Here is a 20,083-nt window from a genome sequence, read left to right as displayed (position 1 = left end):
TTTTCGGGAGTAATTTCCCTTTAAAGGGGCGTTATGTTAATTGAAGCTGAGCAAGTCGTCACCTGCAAAAACATCAATTAATCGAAAGTAAGGTTCATTTGCCCTGTCAGCAGGGTAGTAAAATCATCCTGAAGAAACGGCAGAATGGCATCTGCAATCGGCATAATCTGCTTACTGATATAGTGTTCATAGTCCGGTGGAGAGGTGAGATTTTCCAGCGGCTCAGGCCCGGATTGCGTGATAATGTAACTAATCCAACCACCGCTCTGATACTGCAATGGGCGGTTTTTCTGCTTGTTGTACTCATCCGCCAGACGAGCAGCCCTGACATGGGGAGGAACATTGCGCTGATAATCAGTGAGATTACGCCGCAGCCGTTTTCGGTAAACCAGACGATTATCAAATTCACCGGCGAGCGTACTGGCGACATAATTACGTATATAATCCTGATAAGGCTTCTGATAAAAAATAAGGGAATACAGCTCCTGCTGAAATGCCTGCGCCAGCGGAGTCCAGTCACTTCTTACCGTTTCCAGCCCCTTAAATACCAATTTATCGCCGCTTAACCCGGCATAACGCTTTTTACTCCCTTCTTCTGCTCCCCTTACCGTCGGCATCAGAAAACGGCGATAGTGGGTTTCAAATTCCAGTTCTAGTGTACTTTCGAGGTTGAATTTTGTCTTGAGGTGATCTTTCCACCACTGGTTGACGTACTGAGTCAGCGAATGGCCAATCCGGCTGGCTTCTGTTTCAGAGTGAAGGTGTTTCAGGCAGACAAACGTGGAATCAGTATCACCATAAATCACCTGATAGCCTTTTGATTCAATTAATTTTCGTGTCTGGTGCATAATCTTGTGGCCGCGTATGGTAATTGATGAGGTTAGGCGCGGATCAAAAAAATGGCAACCGGAGGCACCGAGTACGCCATAAAAGGCATTCATGATAATTTTCAGCGCCTGAGCAAGCGGAGCATTGTTTTGCTGCTTTGCTTTATCTCGCTCATGCCAGATGTGAGTGACAATATCGGGTAAGCAGTGCTGAGTGCGGGAAAAAAATGCCTCCCGGAAACCGGGAACAGAATGTTCTTTATCGGGCTGGGCGAGGCCTTCCACCATTCCGACCGGATCGATAAGAAAAGTACGGATAATAGAAGGGTAAAGGCTCTTATAATCCAATACCAGAACGGAATCATACAGACCGGGGGATGAATCCATCACAAAACCACCGGGACTGTGGTCGGTGAAACTCGTTGGCTGAACAGGAGCCACATAGCCGATTCGGTGCATACGAGGCAGATAAAGATGAGTGAATGCAGCCACTGAGCCTCCAGCACGATCCACTGCTAACCCGGTGACAGTCGCCCGTTCCAGCAAAAATGCCATGAGATTGGTTTTCTCAAAAATCCGGTTGACCAGAATACAGTCCTGCAAATTGTAGTGAGCGAGGGCGGGTTTATCTTCCTGAAAGCGGCGATTAATTTCATCCATCCGGTCATAAGGGCTATCAATCGCTTTCCCTTCCCCCAATAACGCCTGAGCGACATATTCAAGGCTGAACGAAGGAAAATTCCATGTTGCGGTTTTCAGCGCATCAATACCATCAATGATCAGGCGGCCCGCCGCAGAAGCGAAAAAATGCCCGGGTTTAAAACCATGTTCGCGCCATTCAAGTACCCCTTTTCCACGACCAAACCGCAGGGGAATGTTATAGCGTTCAGCATGTTTCTGGAGCACTCTTAAATCAAACTGAATCAGGCTCCAGCCGATAATTGCATCGGGATCGTAAACTTCCAGCCACTCATTGAGCTTCTCCAGCATTTGTGGACGACTGGCAACATATTCCAGCTTGAAATCCAGTTCCTGCTGTTCACCATTCTCCGATCCCAGCATAAATACCGTTTTCTCTCCGCAGCCTGCCAAGCCGATAGAATACAGCTCGCCATGCTGACTGGTTTCGATATCCAAAGAAACCCATTTCAGGTTGGGACGATAGTCAGGATTGGGCTTCATTTGATAACTCCCGTCGGATTTTTGGCTAAACCAGACGGGAGCAGTAATAAAACGTTCCATCATAAAGCGATCCGGCGGACGGATATCGGTTTCGTACAGGGGAATATTCTGTTCCTTGAGAACCTTTTCAAAATGCTGTAGATGGTGGTATTGTGAACAATACAAAGCGGAGACAGGCTGGCGGTTAAAATCTTTCAGAGAGAGTTTTTTCAGCTCATAATGGCGCTCCTGAGCCAGCCGTTTTTCAGCTTCAGGCAAATCACGTTGAGGGATAAAGGCGACAGCTTTCTGATGAAGGATAGTAATACGTCGGCTACCTTTATCCGTGGCTAACCAATACACCAACTCAATACCGGATGGCGTATCTTTCCAGTGACGAGACAGGATGAAACCTTGTTCAGCGTGATTTATCTGCATACTATTTTAGCTTTAAGGTAAGGCACACTTTCTTTTGTGAGGGATAGGCTTTAATTATAGCATTTCATGTTTATTTATACAGTTGTTTTTGTAGCAAGCTGATATCATGACGGTCGATAGATATCATTATTTATTCTCATATATTGAGATTTTTTTACAAACGATATTAAGGTTTGTTGATATTTGGTGTTCATCATTTACTCCTTCTTATACATAATGGATTTCAAGATGCATCGCGGCGGCAAGGGAGCGAATAGATGATCGTATGTTGGTTAAAAACAGGTTAAATATAAATGAGGTTAATATATGCCATTTGAGCCTCCATTCAGAGACAAATTTCAGAAAGGCGATTTGATATATGGGTTATCCCAAGAAATTATAAAGAGATATTCAACTAAAATTGAATTTTTTGAAGATGCAAAAATTCATTATGATAATAAAGATTATCCTCCGATAACGATTGCCAGTTACTTAATTCCTTCAGAAATAAGGAATATGAATAATTATATTAAAAATCATAAGGATAGTAAAAATCCTGAGTGTATCAATAGAATGAATTTTGCTAAAGAACAATTGCAATATATAGAAAATGAAAAGTATAAGAAATATAAAGAAAACTATTTTAATCATTTAAGATTAAATGAAAAATACCGTAGTGTCACTGAGAGTGAAAAATACACTGATCAGCTCTTGGGAAGAAAAAGTAAAGGAGGATTATCTTGGGTAACAATAGGTAATGACCTATTAAATAACCAAAATAACCAACTGACGAGAGATATGCATGTTCATTTCATACTTGATGGTCTCGAAATGGAAAGTATCGTTAACAAAAGTGGGCAATTTAAAGATAGTATAACTGGAAAAGAGTTAAGGTGGATTTTCAGAAATAGACAACATCCTAATGTTGCTGCAAGAATTCAATTTTGGAAAAATAATTGTCCTACATCTGCGCCTTGGAGACTAAACCCGATATGGAGACCGTATCTTTATCATCTGGCAGAAAAAAAGGATAAGAAGAAGAGCGATATGAAGGAAGGTTAACATGCATCAAAATGAGTATTGCAAAAATGGGAGAGCATAGATTTATGTTCTCCTAAAAAACCGACTTTCGTCATCTTGTCTTGGAAGTATTATCTAAAAAATAATTTATTGATAATAAATTGAAAGTGTATCATATATCATCAGGCAACCTAGAAAGATAAGAATAATTCCGGGGATAACTCCTAGAATCAAATGAGATTTATTGGGGGAAAGTTTTTGTATTCTAGAAAATAAGAAGCAATACAACATGTTAAAAAATGTTGCGCCTAAACAAAACACACTACCGAGAATCAGTATTAGATAACTAGGGCTACCAGAAGTTATAAATTGAGGGAAAAATGAAACAAAGAATAATCCTACTTTAGGATTAAGAACACTAATAACAAATCCTCCTAAGAAATCATAGTTTTTTGTATTTTTTTTATGACTATTTTGTTCGCTGTTTTGCTTAGTCGTTATGGGGGAAGACTGAATAATACTCTTGCCCATCCATATTAGATAAACAGCACCAATTAATTGAATGACTCCAAAGAGTGATGGGTTTGACAGAAGTATAGCGGTAATACCTAACCATGTAATAAATATATAAAAATAATAACCGACGGCTAATCCAGTAGCTGATAATACGGCACTTCTTTTCCCCTTTGTATAATACTTCCCTGTTACATAAACAACATCAGCACCAGGAATTGCGTTTATGGTAAGGCTTGCAACCAAGAAAAGCCCCCAGTTAATATCAAACATGTTACTCTCCTAGCTTATATAAATGAAATTTTTTCTCAGCCAGAAGCTTAACATCTTCAGTAAAATTTTTGCTATAAAATAATGGGCTCTCTAGACTTTCATCGGTAGGAATAACATCCTGAAAACTGAAATTTGATTTGTTTTTTAAGTAGCTAGACATGAGATCAAATGCTAATAAATAAGATTCACCTTTAACAGCCCAGATAGAAGGTAATGACCAAAGTGATTTTATTTTTTTAAACGTTATGATTTTTCCGGTATCAATTCCAGAATCCACATAATGAATGGTAGCTCCGGCTGCTTTTTCTATATTTTCTCGAGATCCGGTAGTCATAAGCTGTTCAATGGCGTACATTCCCCTTGCATAAGGCAAAATGGCAGAGTGTGCATTAACAATTCTACCTTGAAAATAGCTGAGCCAGCAAGGCTTCAAAATAACATCCAGAAAAACTATAGCACCACTATTATCTAATGATAATTGAGAGTTGATGCATTGTTCGAGAAAAGCACAATCTAAATTACCATTATCAATAACATGTGCCTTTTCAAGTGGAGTACTTCTGGGAACACCATATTTAAGAGCAAGATATTTTTCTGATTCGCTAAGGCCTTGGTATACTTGTTCTAGTAAAGAAATATCATTCTTATTGATAGTTAATTTTCTTGATAACTGTAAATGTGCCTCTTTCAATGAGTTAGGATCGAGTTTTCTAGTATTTCTAACTATCCAAAATATATTTTCCATTGAAATTTTTTCTGCAAGGTAGCTGGTATGAAAAAATGCTTCAGTCATGCATGTGTACATTATTATTTACCTCAGAATATATTTTATTATTGATATTTTAACCCTGATTTACTATTCCAGAGTATTAAGAGTAATATTATACTTTAACAGTAAATGACTTGATGGACTAACAATACAATATCGTATCTGACCACGGATTAATGAGAAAAAACCAATGAATGTTACACGTATTTCGTCGTTAATTAATATGTCAGCTAAAGTAAGTTGACTAAAGTCATAATTTTTTAACTTTTTATTTTTAATAATTAAAGGTTATTTTATAGATCAGTTTTAGAATAACGCTTGTTATTATCATACTTGATAAATAATATTGTTTTTCGTTAAAAAATAATATTATTTATTTTGATGTTTTGTCATTTTATTTTAATGATATATGGCATGGGTTTTTCATTTGATTTAATGTTATTTTAACAATAGTTATATATTTTACTTTACTTTCAACATATCTAACGCTTGTAAGGGTGTAGAAAAATAGTGAGTGGGAAATAATAAAAATGATTGTTGATAACCCATATGATTTACTGTTTTCAAAAGCATTTATAAAGATAGATATTGGTAATGGAATTAATGTAAACCTGAAACTTGAAGGGTTTTCGGCCACTGGGTCAATAAAATTTAAATCAGCACTGCACATGATAACGCAACTGGAACTTGAGGGAAGGTTATTTCCAGGTATGCGAGTTATTGAAAGTTCATCAGGAAACCTTGGTTTAGCATTATCAATGATTTGTGCTGCTAAAGGCTACAAATTTACTTGTGTCAGCGACCCTAACATTTCACCGCAGACCGCGCGCATCATTGAGGCCTACGGCGCAGAATTAATTGTTGTGCAGACACGGGATGAAAATGGCGGTTTTCTTGCTACTCGTATCAACCTGATCAAATCAATGCTTGCGCAGGATGAACAGTTGCTTTGGGTTAACCAATATGAAAATGAGGAAAATGTTAGGGCTCATTATCTCTCAACTGGACCAGAGATTCTGAACGCTTTTCCCACGCCAGATTATGTCTTTATTGGCGCAGGTACAACTGGCACATTAGGCGGGGTATCACGCTACCTTCGGGAACATGCACCTTCTGCCCGTATAATTGCAGTGGATAGTAAAGGGTCTGTCACTTTTGGCCATCCGGCCGGAAAACGTCTTATTCCCGGTCTTGGTACCAGCAACCCTCCTGCTATCCGGACCCACTCAAGTTTTGATGAATTACTGATGATCCCAGAAATTGATACTGTGGCAATGTGTCATCGGTTAGCTCAACGTGGCCTATTGTTAGGGGGATCGTCAGGCACGGTTCTGGCTGGTGTTGAGCTGTATGCTGCTACTCTCCCTGTAGGATCATGCATAGTGGCTATCTCACCGGATATGGGAGATCGTTATATCGATACCATTTATAACCCCAGTTGGGTCAAAACTCACTTTCCTACTCTGCTGCCGAAATCTGAAGTTGTATAAGACACGTTAAATAACACATGAATAAAAGGTAATTATGGCAAATACAACACCTTCTTTTACGGTAATTGGTGCCGCACAAATCGCTCCTTGGCTGGATGCGAACCCCGACATGCTTGTGAAGGCAGTCAAACAGGCTTACCTGCAACACGCTCACGGTAAAACTATCAATCCGGACAGCTACTTCCTGCGTTTTCCAAATCACCCACAACAGAGAATTATCGCTTTGCCTGCTTCCATTGAAAGTGATGATGCGATTACGGGTATTAAGTGGATATCCAGCTTTCCAGAAAATATTGATAAGGGATTGGATCGGGCTTCTGCAGTGCTGATTATCAATGATAGACACACTGGTTATCCGCGTGCTTGCCTTGAGGGTAGTCTGATCAGTGCGGCGCGTACCGCCGCTTCGGCAGTACTCGGCGCCAGTTATTTACATCCGACACCTAAAAAGATTAAACGGCTTGGTGTAATAGGCTGTGGGCCTATTGCGCATAATACTTTGGGACTACTAGTAAAGTTGGGATGGGAAATCGATAAACTTTGCATGTGCGATCTCAGTGAAACCCGCATCCAAATATTTCGTGATAAGTCTGCTGGTTGGGTCGGTACCAGCTACAGTACGTCGCTGGAATCCACAATCCGTGAATCAGATATGGTACTGATTACTACTTCAGCAACTCAGCCCTATATTACTTCACCCGCTTGGTTTAGCCATGCTCCGACTGTTCTGCATATGTCGTTGCGTGATCTGGCTCCGGAAATAATTTTAGCAGGGCAGAATATAGCGGATGATGTCAGCCATTGCCTGAAGGCGCAGACTTCCCCCCACCTTGCCAGCCAGCAGGTAGGCCATCACGATTTTATGGCGGGAGGGATCGCTGATTTAATCGAACAGCGCATTGTTCCTGATAATAAACAACCGCGTATATTTTCGCCGTTTGGCATGGGGATCCTCGATCTGGCAGTAGCGAAGCAGCTACTGGACACACTCAGTACCGATGATAAAGTATGCATTGATGACTTTTTCCCGGACTCATATAGTAGGAATTAATTAGTAAGAATTAATCGAAACTGAGTAACATAATTAGACGAGATGTTCTTCACTGTTTCTGATTTCGTCACCACTTTCCGGTGTGATGTCTGGAGAGCGGTTAATCTCACCATTAAAGATGGCCTTTTAATGTCTAATACCGCTTGTTTAAGTACGGGCGGTTACAAAATAACCTCTGAAATAGTAAAATCAGCTTTCAATTATGAAGTAATATCACTTGTACACATTATTGCTTGTGACTGTAAGAGAAAGTTACTTGAAATTGAAAACTCTTCATTGCAGAAATATAAGAAGTATTCCAATAAAAATTGATTTTCATCGGCGTGGAATAAAAAAATGAAACAACGAATAGTGTCAGGAGAATCGTATCATATTGGCTTTGAACTTGTTAAAAATTTAGTTCAATCTGAAGAAGTCGATGCCATAATGGTTGAAAGATTGCAAAGAAAGATTAGTTTAGAGGGAATATGGAAAAGTATTATTCCTATTGAATATAAATCAAACTGGGTGATGGATGGAAACCATAGATTAAATGTCGCGTATGGACTTGGATTGTTATTTATACCTGTAGTGAGGTTAAAATATAGTGATCACAGAGTAAAAGTATATGATTGGAAGGATAATAAACCATATTGCATTAATAATATCACACGCGAAATAGAGAATAAAAAAATTCTTCCCTATAAAACTACGAGGCATTTTTTTAATCCCTCACTGCCAGATGTTAACTTTGCTTTAGATACTCTTTGTGATAGAAAAGTATGGTCACAGATTAAATCTGTTGATGATTGTGTATAATTGATTAACTTAAACTAATTCCTTGTTTAATTAAATAAAATGAGATGATATTCTGAGAGTGATATAGATATTTTTGTGATGGTATAAAATAAAATTTATGTTTTATAATGAAGTGTTTCAGGATTCTAAGAAAAAACATTAATAATTGTAGGGGGAAGTATAATATCGTTTATTAAATATTTTTAAAAAATAATGACTATTATGATGAGACTATCACTTATAAAAAGGTTATTAAGTTATGTAAAATAATCTTGGGTCATTTTTATAGTAAGGCGTTTTTGTGAACTCCATAACCAATTTATTTTCTCCTGGCAGTTATTCTATATATACACAATGAATTTCAAGATGCGTCGCGGCGGCAAGGGAGTAAATCCCTAGGAGCATAGATAACCGTATGTTTATAAAAACGGTGACTGGGGTGAGTGAGCGTAGCCAACAAAGCGACAATTTAAAAGACGAAATATAAAGACGAAGTATATAGCAATACTTTGGGAATTCTGTTTTATTAAAACGCACTATTACCAGCATGAAATTTCGGTACTACTAATTATATTTAACAATTTCTGATAAGTTAGAGTTTTTTATTTATGCTAATGGCTTATCAGAACGTACACATGGGATTAGTAATGCATAGTTGTTTTCTGCCGTAGCTCTGAGTGCTGAACAAGTTAATCAGTCAATAGAAAATAACCCTACCTCTGATCATTATTTAATATTAATAAGCAGAAGAAATATGAATGAGAGCAATAAAATAAATGGTTTTATAAAAAATAGTGTTGAAGATTCTTTTTTCCCTAATGTTGATTTAAGAGAGGAAATAATCAGTTATGTAAATGAATCAATCAATGAACGCATTTCCAATTTAGATTATGCTCCGGTTAGTCCAATTTTATCTAAGCATGATATTATTGAAATTATATCAAAATATGATTTTAATAAAAATAATCATCCCCAAGATGTATTGAATGATGTCTTTGATTTGCTAAATAATGGTATTGTGCATGTTACAAGCCCAAATTATTTTGGATTATTTAACCCAACATCTTCTTTTTGGGGAGGTATAGCTGAATTTATAACATCAATATATAATCCACAAATGGCAGCTTGGAGCCATGCTCCGGCTTGCGTTGAGATTGAAAATAAAATTATTAATTATTTTGGTATTACTGCAGGTTACCGTAGTGAAGAAACAAATGGTATTTTTACCTATGGTGGGTCAGAAGCTAATTTTACAGCTCTTATATGCGCATTAGTTAAAAAATTTCCTGATTATACAATCACAGGATTATCAAAAATAAATGGTAATCCTGTGTTTTATGTTTCGAGTGACAGCCATTTGGCATGGCTCAAAATTGCAGTACAGTCAGGTCTAGGAAAAAGCGCTGTACGGCTGATTATGGTAGATAAAAATGGAAAATTTGATGTCAAAAAATTAAGGGAAGCCATTGAGAAAGATAAAATCAGTGGAAAACAACCTTTTTTTGTCTCTGCAACGGCTGGGACTACAAATGCAGGGATTATTGATCCACTTGATGATATTGCTGATATCTGTAAAGAGTATGATTTATATTATCATGTTGATGCTGCATGGGCCGGAGCAATATTGCTCAGTGATACATATAAACATCTTTTAAAAGGTATAGAGCATAGCGATTCAATAACATTGGATGCCCATAAATGGCTGGCGGCACCAATGGGTACAGGTATGTTTATTTCTTCTTGTCCCGGCATTCTTAGTAAATCTTTTGCTGTTTCAACAAATTATATGCCAGATAAATATGAAGATAATCTTGATCCTTATGCCAGCTCTGTCCAATGGTCACGGAAATTTAATGGTTTAAAACTATTCATTCCCATGGCTATCTTAGGACATACCGGTTTCAGAAACATGATTGAGCAACATATTGATCTGGGAATATATTTAAAACAGAGATTGATTGAAAATAGATGGGAAGTTATCAATCCTTCAGATTTACCTATTGCATGTTTTATCGATTCTGATGGTCATATGACAGAAAATATATTAGCGGCAGTGTTGGAAGATAATAGTCATTGGCTCTCAATGACCCATTACGCAGGTGTGAAAGCATTGCGCGCTTGTATAACCAGTTTTAGAACAACTAAAGCAGATATTGATAAACTAATTTCTTGCTTAAATAAATCAAGGGAGATGAGATAATGAGAATGGTATGAAATATTTTTTGTGGCAGTGTAGAAATAAAATTTAGATTTTATAATGAAAGTATTTCAGGCTTCTAAGCAAAGAAGCCTAATTGACATTGATCTCGGGGATGATCCGTACCGTCCATTTGCAATGGGCTTTAACTTCGTCTGTCTTATGACAGTTAACGATAAACCACATCAACTTTAGTTATATCTCATCCAGAATAAAAAGCAGCGAATTCCACAATATCTAGTCATTGGGAGCATGGCCTTAGCTTTTCACTCACAACTTATCCTATCCCCAAAATTCCGGCCTCAGGCACTTCCCCCTTCACCAACTTCTCCGTGGCACCGTCATAATAAATTTCACCATCTACAATCAACAGGGAACGCGGAGCGATTTTAGCGGCATCATCAAGATTATGGGACACCATCAGTAAAGTCAGTTTCCGATCTCTGCATACCTGATCCAGTAATTCCAGCATTTCATTACGTAAGGCGGGGTCGAGAGCAGAAAAAGGTTCATCCAGCAATAAGATGGGCTGTTGACGCACTAAACAGCGCGCCAGCGCCGCCCGCTGGCGTTGTCCACCAGAAAGTTGGGCAGGCAGGCGGTTCAGATATTCTGTTAGTGATACCTGCGATGCAATTTGTTGCAGTGTTTGCTGCTGTTGAACACTTAATTTAAGTCCGGGATGTAAACCCAGACCGATATTTTGTTCAATGGTTAAATGGGAAAACAGATTATTTTCCTGAAACAGCATGGATACCGGGCGATTGGAAGGGGATGTATTGGTATGATTTTCCCCATTCAGCCGGATATCACCGCGTTCTGCGAACTGAAATCCTGCGATTAAACTTAATAATGTACTTTTACCCGCTCCACTCGGGCCGAGGATGGCTATGCGCTCACCCGCCTCAATACTGACGTTGAAACGCATGGCAATTTGTTCATAGGTATAAGTCACATTTTCAAGTTTAATCATGGCGTCGGCCCGGTAAGCGTTCAAGCACACTGAACAAAATAAAACAGAGGAGCAAAAGCAGGAAAGCAGTGACTGCTCCATCCTGACTGCGGTATGCCCCGATTTGCTGGTAGAGATAGAAAGGCAGGGTACGGAAATTTTCGTCACCAAATAACGCCACAATGCCAAAATCCCCGATTGACAGCACACTGGCAAAAGCCAAAGCCTGTGCCAGCGGGATTTTCAGGGCCTTAAGCTCAATCCAGCGCAGTCGATTGAATCCCTTAATATTCAGGGAGTGGCACAATGGATTGTAGCGCGCTGCCAGATCGCGCATTGGGTTATCCAGTACTTTTAACGCATAGGGAATTGCGATTAAGGCATTGGTCAGGATAACCAGCCCGTAAGGAGAATCAGGTAACCCGATGGTATTATTCAGCAGAATGAAAAAGCCTGTCGCAAGCACAATACCCGGCATCGCCAGAATCAGTAAGCCACTGCTTTCCAGAGCCTGTCCCCAGCGCGATAAATGACGCAGGTATAATTCACGGCTGCTCCATAACAGCATCATCGTCAGGAAGATACACAACAACCCCGCTCCCAGCGCGATAACAATGGAGGTTGTGAACGCCTGCCATAATTCGGGTTTACTGAGGACATCTAACACCGCACTGTTCAGCCCATCCATGATGACTGCCAGTAACGGCGGGAGCAGAAGCAGTAATGCGATAGTGATAAGCAATCCGTCACATAACTTTTTCGACCAGGAATCCTGTGGGTTACGCCATTGTTGCTGATGCCCATAACCTACCGAAAGTATGCCTTTAAGCTTTTGGCTCAGTAACACCAGACCAAGACAGCAAAAGAGTTGGATAAGTGCGAGCAGAGCGGCCTGACCCAGATCGTAGTCATACTTGATAGCTTGATAAATAGAGAGTTCAATCGTGGTTGCAGAAGGGCCGCCGCCTAATGTCAGTACGGTGGCAAAGCTGGCGAAGCACAGCATGAAAATCAGTGCGCCTGTTGGCAAAATCTGGCGGCGCAGGTAAGGCCATTCGACAAAACGAAAATGTTGCCACTCATTCATACCAAGCTGAGCTGCAAGCTGCCGTTGTTCTATTGCAATATTTTCCAGTGACTGGAGTAATAAGCGTGTAGCCATCGGCATATTGAAGAAAATATGTGCCAGTAAAATACCCTGAAGACCATAAGGTGTGAAATGGTATTCAATTCCTATCCACTGGCAAAGACTGGCCAGCCAGCCAACGCGTCCGTAAACAGTCAGTATGCCAAACAGAGCGACTAAAACCGGCAGAACCAGCGTCATGGCACACAGGCGTAGGAAAAGCGTTCTGCCCGGAAAGCGGCGGCGATAGAGCGCTCTGGCCAGAAATATGGCGGGTATCACTGAAAATAAGGCGGATAAAAATGCTTGCCAGAAAGTAAAACGAATCACATGCCACAAATAGCTGTCATTCAGAAATACCTGCCAGTGACTTTCAGGCGCATAAAAAAACAGTACGCCAAAAGCGGAAAGCGCAATGAGGAGCAACAGGCCGGAGGCAATTACCCCCGGCAATAACCAACCCGCGATTAACGGCTTACAGCACTTTGCCATGTACGGATCCATTGTATTCGGTGTTTTGCTACTTCATCTGCGTTGAATTGCAGTGATTTCTCTGGCACAGGCAGTTGTTTGAACACTTCTGGCAGAGGAATATCAGTAACAGGATACATCCACTGTGTAGTCGGAAGAACTTGCTGGAATGTAGGGGAGAGCATGAATTGCATGAATTTCTGAGCCAGTTCAGGCTGCTTGCTTGAAGCCAGCTGTGCAGCAACTTCAACCTGTAAATAGTGCCCCTCATCAAATATGGCTGCGGCATAATTATTCTTTTTCTCGGACATGATGTGATAGCCCGGTGAGGTGGTATAGCTGAGCACCATATCGCCTTCTCCTTTCAGGAATAACCCGTAGGCTTCACTCCAGCCTTTAGTTACCGTCAGCGTTTTCTTGGCTATGTTCTGCCACTCTTGTGCGGCCTTATCACCATAGAGTTCCTGCATCCAGAGTAAAAAACCTAAGCCGGGGGTACTGGTGCGCGGGTCCTGATAAATAATCTTCCAGTTCTGCTGGCTGTTAATGAGCTCAGCCATACTTTTTGGGGGATTAGGCAGGGTGTTTTTATTGTAAATAAAAGCAAAATAACCGTAATCGTAGGGAATAAAAGTACTGTTATTCCAGGTGAAAGGCAGTTTTAATTTTGTGGTATCAATGCTGACAGGGGTGAATAACCCTGTCTGTTGAGCAGACTGAATCAGGTTATTATCTAAACCCAGCACGATATCAGCCTGGGTTTTTTTACCTTCCATTCTTATACGGTTCAGTAAAGAAACACCATCCTCCAGCGCAACGAGTTTTAATTCACAGTCACACTCAGATTCAAAAGCTTTTTTAATAGCCGGGCCTGCTCCCCACTCGGAGGCAAACGAATCATAAGTATAAACAGTCAGTGTAGGCTTAGCCTGTGCTGCCTGAGCAAAGGCACATGCAGAAACCGATAATGCACTGATTGCGATCAACCGGGAAAATAAACGCTTAAACACTTTGCTCTCCTGTCGTTATTAATAGTGGTTATTAATAATCGTTATTAGCACTCATAATTAAACAAGTGACCAGCAGGTTGGTAAAGGATTTGAGAAAGTGTCTGATAAAATGACTGCTATATATCAATGAGTAGTGGCTCAAATCCCTACGCCGGTACCAACCGGATCAGGTTCTACGGGTTTGCTCTCAGCGATGTTGTCCGACAACAATCGCACCCCGTTGAGATGAGCATATTGTAGAGGCTAAAGTAGTGACTGCAAAGCCTCATTAATATATCTGACATCTTTCTGACTATTTTTTCTGATTTATTGGCTGTGCTCACATTCCTGCTATCGTTTTATAAATAGGCGGAGATCCGAGTTCCAAAGGGGTGTTTCCTTACCGCCGGGATGCAATTCTAAATCCATTAGGTATAGAGGTTTACCGCTTGAGGGGAGTGTGAAACAATTAGCTATCTTTTCAAATTCGTTTTATCGAGAGGTAGTCTGGTGATCGATGATGATGGCTACCGCCCGAATGTAGGAATTGTAATTTGTAATCGTCAGGGGCAGGTTCTGTGGGCCCGCCGTTATGGACAGCATTCATGGCAGTTCCCCCAAGGAGGTATCAATCCGGGAGAATCGCCAGAGCAAGCGATGTATCGTGAGTTGTTCGAAGAAGTTGGTTTAAGTCGCAAAGATGTACGGGTTTTAGCCTCCACTCGTAGCTGGTTGCGTTACAAATTACCCAAACGTTTGGTGCGTTGGGATACAAAGCCCGTTTGTATCGGGCAAAAGCAACGCTGGTTTTTATTGCAGCTGCTTTGCAGTGAAAAAGAGATTAATGTGCAGCGCAGTAGTACACCAGAATTTGATGGTTGGCGGTGGGTGAGTTATTGGTACCCTGTCAGGCAAGTTGTTTCCTTTAAACGGGATGTGTATCGCCGTGTGATGAAAGAGTTTTCCTCCATCGTGATGCCAGTACAGGAATCAGCGCCACAACCCTACTCAGCCTATTATCGTCGTAGAAGAAGTTAGGTAATTGTTATGCTCATGCGCTTACGGGAAATTGTTGAAAAGGTTGCGATGGCAACGAATTTATCGGAAGCGCTTGAGCTGTTAGTTAATGAAACCTGTTTAGCAATGAACACGGATGTTTGTTCTATTTATCTGGCCGATCATCAGCGCCAGCGTTATTACCTGATGGCAACCCGGGGGTTGAAGAAGCCGGGAAAGCGCACGGTCAGCCTCTCCTTTGACGAAGGTGTTGTGGGTGAAGTCGGGCGCTTGTCAGAGTTAATCAACCTTGCTGATGTACGTGATCACCCCAGCTTCAAATATATTCCTCAAGTAAAAGAAGAGAATCTCCGGGCCTTTTTAGGTGTTCCGATCATCTACCGCCGCCAATTGCAGGGGATTTTGGTCGTTCAGCAAAATGAGCGGCGCTCGTTTGATGAAAGTGAAGAGTCTTTTATGGTGACTCTTGCCATGCAATTGGCGGCGATCCTTGCTCAGGCCCAGGTTCGTGGATTATCAAGTCAGTATTGTCAGACCCATATCAAAGCACTGGCGGTCTCTCAGGGTATTGCGATGGCTCAGGGCTGGCAGGATTGTTCCCAGCCATCACTTGAGCAGGTATCTGAAGCGTTAACACTCGATTATCAGGCAGAACGTTCCCGCCTGACCCGTGCGCTTGAGCAGGCAACAGCAGAATGTCGCCGGATAAGTAAACGCTTTACTGCCAGCTCGCAGAAAGAAAGTGCTGCTATTTTTGATCTCTATTCCCACTTACTGAATGATCCGAAACTTAAACAGGATCTGTTCCACTCAGTTGATAATGGTTTTATCGCAGAGTGGGCGGTAAAAAGTGTTGTGGAGAAATATGCGGAACAATTTGCCAATCTTCAGGATGCCTATATGCGGGAAAGGGCTTCTGATCTACGGGCGCTCGGGCAGCGGTTACTCTTTCATCTGGACGATGATTTTACCGGCAATAGCCAGTGGCCAGAGCGTTTTATTCTGGTGGCAGATGAACTCAGCGCTAACTTACTGGCTGAAATCCCGCAGGATAAGCTGGTGGGTGTTATTGTGCGTGATGGGGCAACGCATTCACATTCTGCAATCTTAGTCAGGGCGATGGGAATACCGGCGATTATGGGTGCTGATATTCATCCGGAATTGCTGCATAACCGAATGTTGATTCTGGATGGTTATCGGGGAGAATTTTTCATTGATCCAGAGCCGCTGGTTGTTCAGGAATATCGCCAGATCATTGAAGAAGAGCGGGTTCTCAGTAAACTGGCCGAAGGGGGGCAGCAACAAAAAGCCCGGCTTAAAAGTGGAGAGAGGGTGCGGGTTCAACTCAATGCAGGGTTGAGCCTGAAATATGAGCAACAAATAGGCGATAGTATTGATGGCGTCGGGTTGTATCGTACTGAGATCCCTTTTATGCTGCACAGCGGTTTTCCATCAGAAGATGAACAGAAAAATCGCTATCAGGAAATGCTGACACTTTTCCCTGACAAATCAGTTGTATTGAGAACACTGGATATTGGTGCTGACAAACATCTTCCTTATATGCCTATTAATGAAGAAAACCCTTGCCTTGGTTGGCGGGGAATTCGCATAACGCTGGATCAACCGGAAATATTTCTGATCCAGCTTAGGGCGATGTTGAAAGCGAATATATCGATCGGAAATCTGAAAATATTGTTGCCGATGGTAAGCTGTATTGAAGAGATTGATGAAGCCAAAAAACTGATCAACAGGGCAAAGACAGAAGTTGAACAATCCGCTGCCACAACCATTGCGATGCCACAAATTGGCGTCATGGTAGAAGTGCCCTCTCTGATCCTGCTGTTACCACAATTGAAGAAACGCGTTGATTTTATCTCTATTGGCACCAACGACTTAACTCAGTATTTACTTGCGGTGGATCGTAATAATACCCATGTTGCTTCTTTGTATGACAATCTTCATCCGGCAATGATTAAGGCCTTAAAACAGATTGTTGATGAAAGTCAGCGCATTGGTTTACCCGTTAGTGTTTGTGGTGAAATGGCGGGTTTGCCGATGGGGGTGCTGATATTAGTTGGTTTGGGTTATCGTTGCCTGAGCATGAGCGGTCGGAGTATTCCACGAATTAAATACCTATTACATCATTTAGATTCCGCAGAACTGAGTTATTTTATTCAGGAAATCCTGAGAGCAGAAACCACCCAACAGGTGAAAGAAATCTGTTCTGCTTTTATGGAAACCCACGGCCTTGGTGGGCTGGTGCGTGGTGGCATTTAGCCGCCCATGCTATTATTTACCATTGTTATTTAAGGTGATCGGTTATTTACGGTGATCTGTTATTTACAATGATCTGCCTTAGGGCATTCACACAACATTATTTTTAGTGGGGAACGATGAGCACTAGCTATCTGGCATTTCCTAATATTGATCCGGTCATATTCTCAATCGGGCCGGTATCACTTCACTGGTACGGTTTTATGTATTTGGTTGGCTTTGTTTTTGCCATGTGGCTGGCAAATCGTCGGGCAGCAAAACCAAATAGTGGCTGGGAGAAGAACGAAGTAGAAAACCTGTTGTATGCGGGGTTTGTCGGTGTATTCCTCGGCGGGCGTCTCGGGTATGTTCTGTTCTATAACCTCCCGGTGTTTATGGAGAACCCCCTGTATCTGTTTAAGGTCTGGGATGGCGGGATGTCTTTCCACGGCGGGCTGATCGGTGTTATTTGTGCCATGTGGTGGTTCTCCCGCAGGACGAAACGTCACTTCCTGCAAACCGCCGATTTTGTTGCTCCACTGGTTCCTTTTGGCTTAGGCATGGGGCGCATTGGTAACTTTATCAATGGCGAACTGTGGGGGCGTGTTACGCTTGATACACCGTGGGCAATGTTGTTCCCCGGTTCTCAAAGTGAAGACATCGCACTGGCAACTAAAGACCCTTCTTTATGGCCTATTCTGGAAAAATATGGTGTTCTGCCCCGTCACCCCTCACAACTGTACGAAATGATACTGGAAGGCATCGTACTGTTTATCATCCTTAATTTATTTATCCGTAAGTCACGCCCGATGGGAAGCGTCTCAGGATTATTCCTGATCGGTTACGGTGCATTCCGCATCATCGTTGAGTTTTTCCGTCAGCCTGATGCCCAACTCGGATTATTTGATGGGATCAGTATGGGGCAGATCCTTTCCATCCCAATGATTTTAGTCGGGATATTGATGATGATATGGGCCTATAAACGTCCCAGCAACAATAATACCGGCAACAATACGCGAAAAAATACGCAGAAAGACAAGGTACAAGAGGCAAAATGAAACAGTATCTGGATTTAATGAAAAAAGTGCTGGAAGAAGGCACAGCAAAAGATGACCGCACAGGCACAGGAACACTTTCGATCTTTGGTCATCAGATGCGTTTCAATTTGCAGGAGGGTTTTCCGCTGGTGACAACCAAGCGTTGCCATCTTCGTTCCATTATTCATGAATTGTTATGGTTTCTGAATGGTGATACTAATATCAAATACCTGCATGAAAATGGTGTCAGTATCTGGGACGAATGGGCTGATGAAAATGGTGATTTAGGCCCGGTTTATGGTAAACAGTGGCGCTCATGGGGAGCACCGGATGGCCGCCAGATTGATCAGCTGACCAGCGTTATTGAACAGTTGAAAAGTGACCCGGACTCGCGTCGGATCATCGTTTCTGCCTGGAATGTCGGAGAACTGGATAAAATGGCACTGGCACCATGTCATGCTTTCTTCCAGTTCTATGTGGCAGATGGCAAACTGTCCTGCCAGCTTTACCAGCGCTCCTGTGATGTTTTCTTGGGGCTACCATTTAACATCGCCAGCTACGCATTGTTGGTGCATATGATGGCTCAGCAGTGTGATCTAGAAGTGGGTGATTTTGTTTGGACGGGTGGTGATACTCACCTTTATAACAACCACATGGAACAGACGAAACTCCAACTGAGCCGCGAACCGCGCGCATTGCCGAAACTGGTTATCAAACGTAAGCCAGCATCGTTGTTCGATTATCGATTCGAAGACTTTGAAATCGAAGGCTATGACCCGCATCCGGGTATTAAAGCACCGGTTGCAATCTAATTCTGATTTAATTCAGTCAGTAAAAATAATTACCTATTTTTTCCGTCCCCGTTTTGGGGATGGAAATATTCTTTTTATATTTAGATATCATTGGATAAGTAAACCAGTAAAGAAAAAAACAATTTAATAAATTATCATTTCTGGAAAACCTGAATACCCTTCACAGAAGAAATAAATTAACGAAAAAGTGACAAAGATATACTGCATGGATTTCAAGATGCATCACAGCCAATAAAGAGTGAGAGTTTTTGAAATGAAAAGTAAATCTATTGAAAAAAAAGTGGAAAGTTTTTCGGAGGATATATTTCACGCCTGTTCAATGAAAGTACCGTCAAGTAGTGAAAAAATACGATTGCAACATGGAGAGCATGGCGGAAGTTGTGTCTTTTTCAATCCGACTGGTACTGATACCCGTTTTGGTTTAACTGACGGGATAAATGGCACAATGTATCTGGCGAGTGATCCCCTGACGGCAATGAAAGAAGTATTTCAGGGGAAGTTGGGGATTCGGGAATCTGATCTGGAAAATTTCTATATTGGTATTGTTGTCATCGAAAAGGATCTGAAGCTCCTTGATACAACAAAATTAATAAAGAAAACCTCGTTGACACTCAACGATATGACCACATCATCCCGGAAAACAACTCAATTACTGGCCAAAAAAGTCCATGTAGCTGGGCTGAATGGGATCAAATTTTCTTCTAACGTGACGACTGAAGAATGTTTTGCTCTATGGCATGATGTTCCCGATGGAACCGGAATTGCAGTCACTAAAGCGTATTCTATACAGCGCCTTAGTGAATTTGAATATCAGGGAGAAGCTGTGGCAGATATTCTGGTAGAACAATTAGGAATTCCGGTAGAAGAAGGCTGATATTGAAATTTATAGAATATAAAGACAGATAGGGGAAAATTATCCCCCTTTTCCTGA

At 41.4% G+C, this 20,083-nt stretch carries 16 protein-coding genes and 1 riboswitch; of the genes, 10 read left to right on the top strand and 6 right to left on the bottom strand.

The annotated features are described in order from the left end of the window. Positions 1-77 precede the first annotated feature (77 nt). Complete coding sequence (locus Xsto_RS05595) at positions 78-2,426, bottom strand: DNA polymerase II (RefSeq protein WP_099124339.1); 2,349 nt, start codon at positions 2,424-2,426, stop codon at positions 78-80. Between the two features lie 306 nt (positions 2,427-2,732). On the opposite strand from Xsto_RS05595, the gene Xsto_RS05590 reads away from it, so the two are divergent. Then, entirely contained in the window at positions 2,733-3,467 is a 735-nt protein-coding gene (locus Xsto_RS05590; protein ID WP_099124338.1) for a hypothetical protein, read from the top strand. A gap of 105 nt (positions 3,468-3,572) precedes the next feature. On the opposite strand, the gene Xsto_RS05585 is transcribed toward Xsto_RS05590, so the two are convergent. Together Xsto_RS05585 and Xsto_RS05580 are read right to left on the bottom strand one after the other, a co-directional pair. Next, positions 3,573-4,211 (bottom strand): LysE family translocator, encoded by a 639-nt coding sequence (locus Xsto_RS05585; RefSeq protein WP_099124337.1) that lies wholly within the window; start codon positions 4,209-4,211, stop codon positions 3,573-3,575. Between the two features lies 1 nt (position 4,212). After that, a complete protein-coding gene (locus Xsto_RS05580) occupies positions 4,213-5,004 on the bottom strand; it encodes a formyltransferase family protein (protein WP_169926592.1) in 792 nt (263 codons plus the stop codon). Between the two features lie 506 nt (positions 5,005-5,510). On the opposite strand from Xsto_RS05580, the gene sbnA reads away from it, so the two are divergent. The 4 genes from sbnA to Xsto_RS05555 all read left to right on the top strand — a co-directional run bounded on the left by sbnA (position 5,511) and on the right by Xsto_RS05555 (position 10,498). Beyond that, entirely contained in the window at positions 5,511-6,470 is a 960-nt protein-coding gene (gene sbnA, locus Xsto_RS05575) for a 2,3-diaminopropionate biosynthesis protein SbnA (protein ID WP_099124335.1), read from the top strand. Positions 6,471-6,504: 34 nt separating this feature from the next. Then, the gene (gene sbnB / locus Xsto_RS05570; RefSeq protein WP_099124334.1) at positions 6,505-7,521 is read left to right on the top strand and encodes a 2,3-diaminopropionate biosynthesis protein SbnB; all 1,017 of its coding nucleotides are present in this window, start codon (positions 6,505-6,507) and stop codon (positions 7,519-7,521) included. A gap of 336 nt (positions 7,522-7,857) precedes the next feature. After that, complete coding sequence (locus Xsto_RS05565) at positions 7,858-8,319, top strand: ParB N-terminal domain-containing protein (protein ID WP_099124333.1); 462 nt, start codon at positions 7,858-7,860, stop codon at positions 8,317-8,319. Positions 8,320-9,052: 733 nt separating this feature from the next. Continuing rightward, positions 9,053-10,498, top strand: coding sequence for a pyridoxal phosphate-dependent decarboxylase family protein (locus Xsto_RS05555; RefSeq protein WP_099124331.1), 1,446 nt, complete (start codon positions 9,053-9,055; stop codon positions 10,496-10,498). Positions 10,499-10,772: 274 nt separating this feature from the next. Here the strand turns inward: Xsto_RS05555 and thiQ are convergent, their stop codons facing one another. The 3 genes from thiQ to thiB are packed head-to-tail and all read right to left on the bottom strand — an operon-like array spanning position 10,773 to position 14,054. Then, a complete protein-coding gene (gene thiQ / locus Xsto_RS05550) occupies positions 10,773-11,468 on the bottom strand; it encodes a thiamine ABC transporter ATP-binding protein ThiQ (RefSeq protein WP_099124330.1) in 696 nt (231 codons plus the stop codon). Then, on the bottom strand, positions 11,461-13,065 hold the full coding sequence (gene thiP, locus Xsto_RS05545) for a thiamine/thiamine pyrophosphate ABC transporter permease ThiP (protein WP_099108955.1): 1,605 nt from the start codon (positions 13,063-13,065) through the stop codon (positions 11,461-11,463). The genes thiQ and thiP overlap by 8 nt, the downstream gene beginning before the upstream one ends. After that, positions 13,041-14,054, bottom strand: a complete 1,014-nt coding sequence (gene thiB / locus Xsto_RS05540) for a thiamine ABC transporter substrate binding subunit (protein WP_099124329.1) — start codon at positions 14,052-14,054, stop codon at positions 13,041-13,043. The genes thiP and thiB overlap by 25 nt, the downstream gene beginning before the upstream one ends. Positions 14,055-14,179: 125 nt before the next feature. Beyond that, a riboswitch (TPP riboswitch) is annotated at positions 14,180-14,284 on the bottom strand. Positions 14,285-14,543: 259 nt separating this feature from the next. On the opposite strand from thiB, the gene rppH reads away from it, so the two are divergent. The 5 genes from rppH to Xsto_RS05515 all read left to right on the top strand — a co-directional run bounded on the left by rppH (position 14,544) and on the right by Xsto_RS05515 (position 20,026). After that, complete coding sequence (rppH, locus tag Xsto_RS05535) at positions 14,544-15,071, top strand: RNA pyrophosphohydrolase (RefSeq protein WP_099108954.1); 528 nt, start codon at positions 14,544-14,546, stop codon at positions 15,069-15,071. Between the two features lie 9 nt (positions 15,072-15,080). After that, a complete protein-coding gene (gene ptsP / locus Xsto_RS05530) occupies positions 15,081-17,327 on the top strand; it encodes a phosphoenolpyruvate--protein phosphotransferase (RefSeq protein ID WP_099124328.1) in 2,247 nt (748 codons plus the stop codon). Between the two features lie 116 nt (positions 17,328-17,443). After that, positions 17,444-18,361 carry a prolipoprotein diacylglyceryl transferase gene (gene lgt, locus Xsto_RS05525; protein WP_241537898.1) on the top strand — a complete coding sequence of 306 codons (918 nt, stop codon included), beginning with the start codon at positions 17,444-17,446 and terminating at the stop codon, positions 18,359-18,361. After that, positions 18,358-19,152, top strand: a complete 795-nt coding sequence (thyA, locus tag Xsto_RS05520; protein ID WP_099108952.1) for a thymidylate synthase — start codon at positions 18,358-18,360, stop codon at positions 19,150-19,152. The genes lgt and thyA overlap by 4 nt, the downstream gene beginning before the upstream one ends. A 253-nt stretch (positions 19,153-19,405) precedes the next feature. Continuing rightward, the gene (locus Xsto_RS05515) at positions 19,406-20,026 is read left to right on the top strand and encodes an RES family NAD+ phosphorylase (protein WP_099108951.1); all 621 of its coding nucleotides are present in this window, start codon (positions 19,406-19,408) and stop codon (positions 20,024-20,026) included. Positions 20,027-20,083: the final 57 nt, after the last annotated feature.

The organism is Xenorhabdus stockiae (assembly GCF_002632825.1).
Classification (GTDB): Bacteria; Pseudomonadota; Gammaproteobacteria; order Enterobacterales; family Enterobacteriaceae; genus Xenorhabdus; species Xenorhabdus stockiae.
This window is presented reverse-complemented; position numbering and strand designations above follow the sequence as displayed.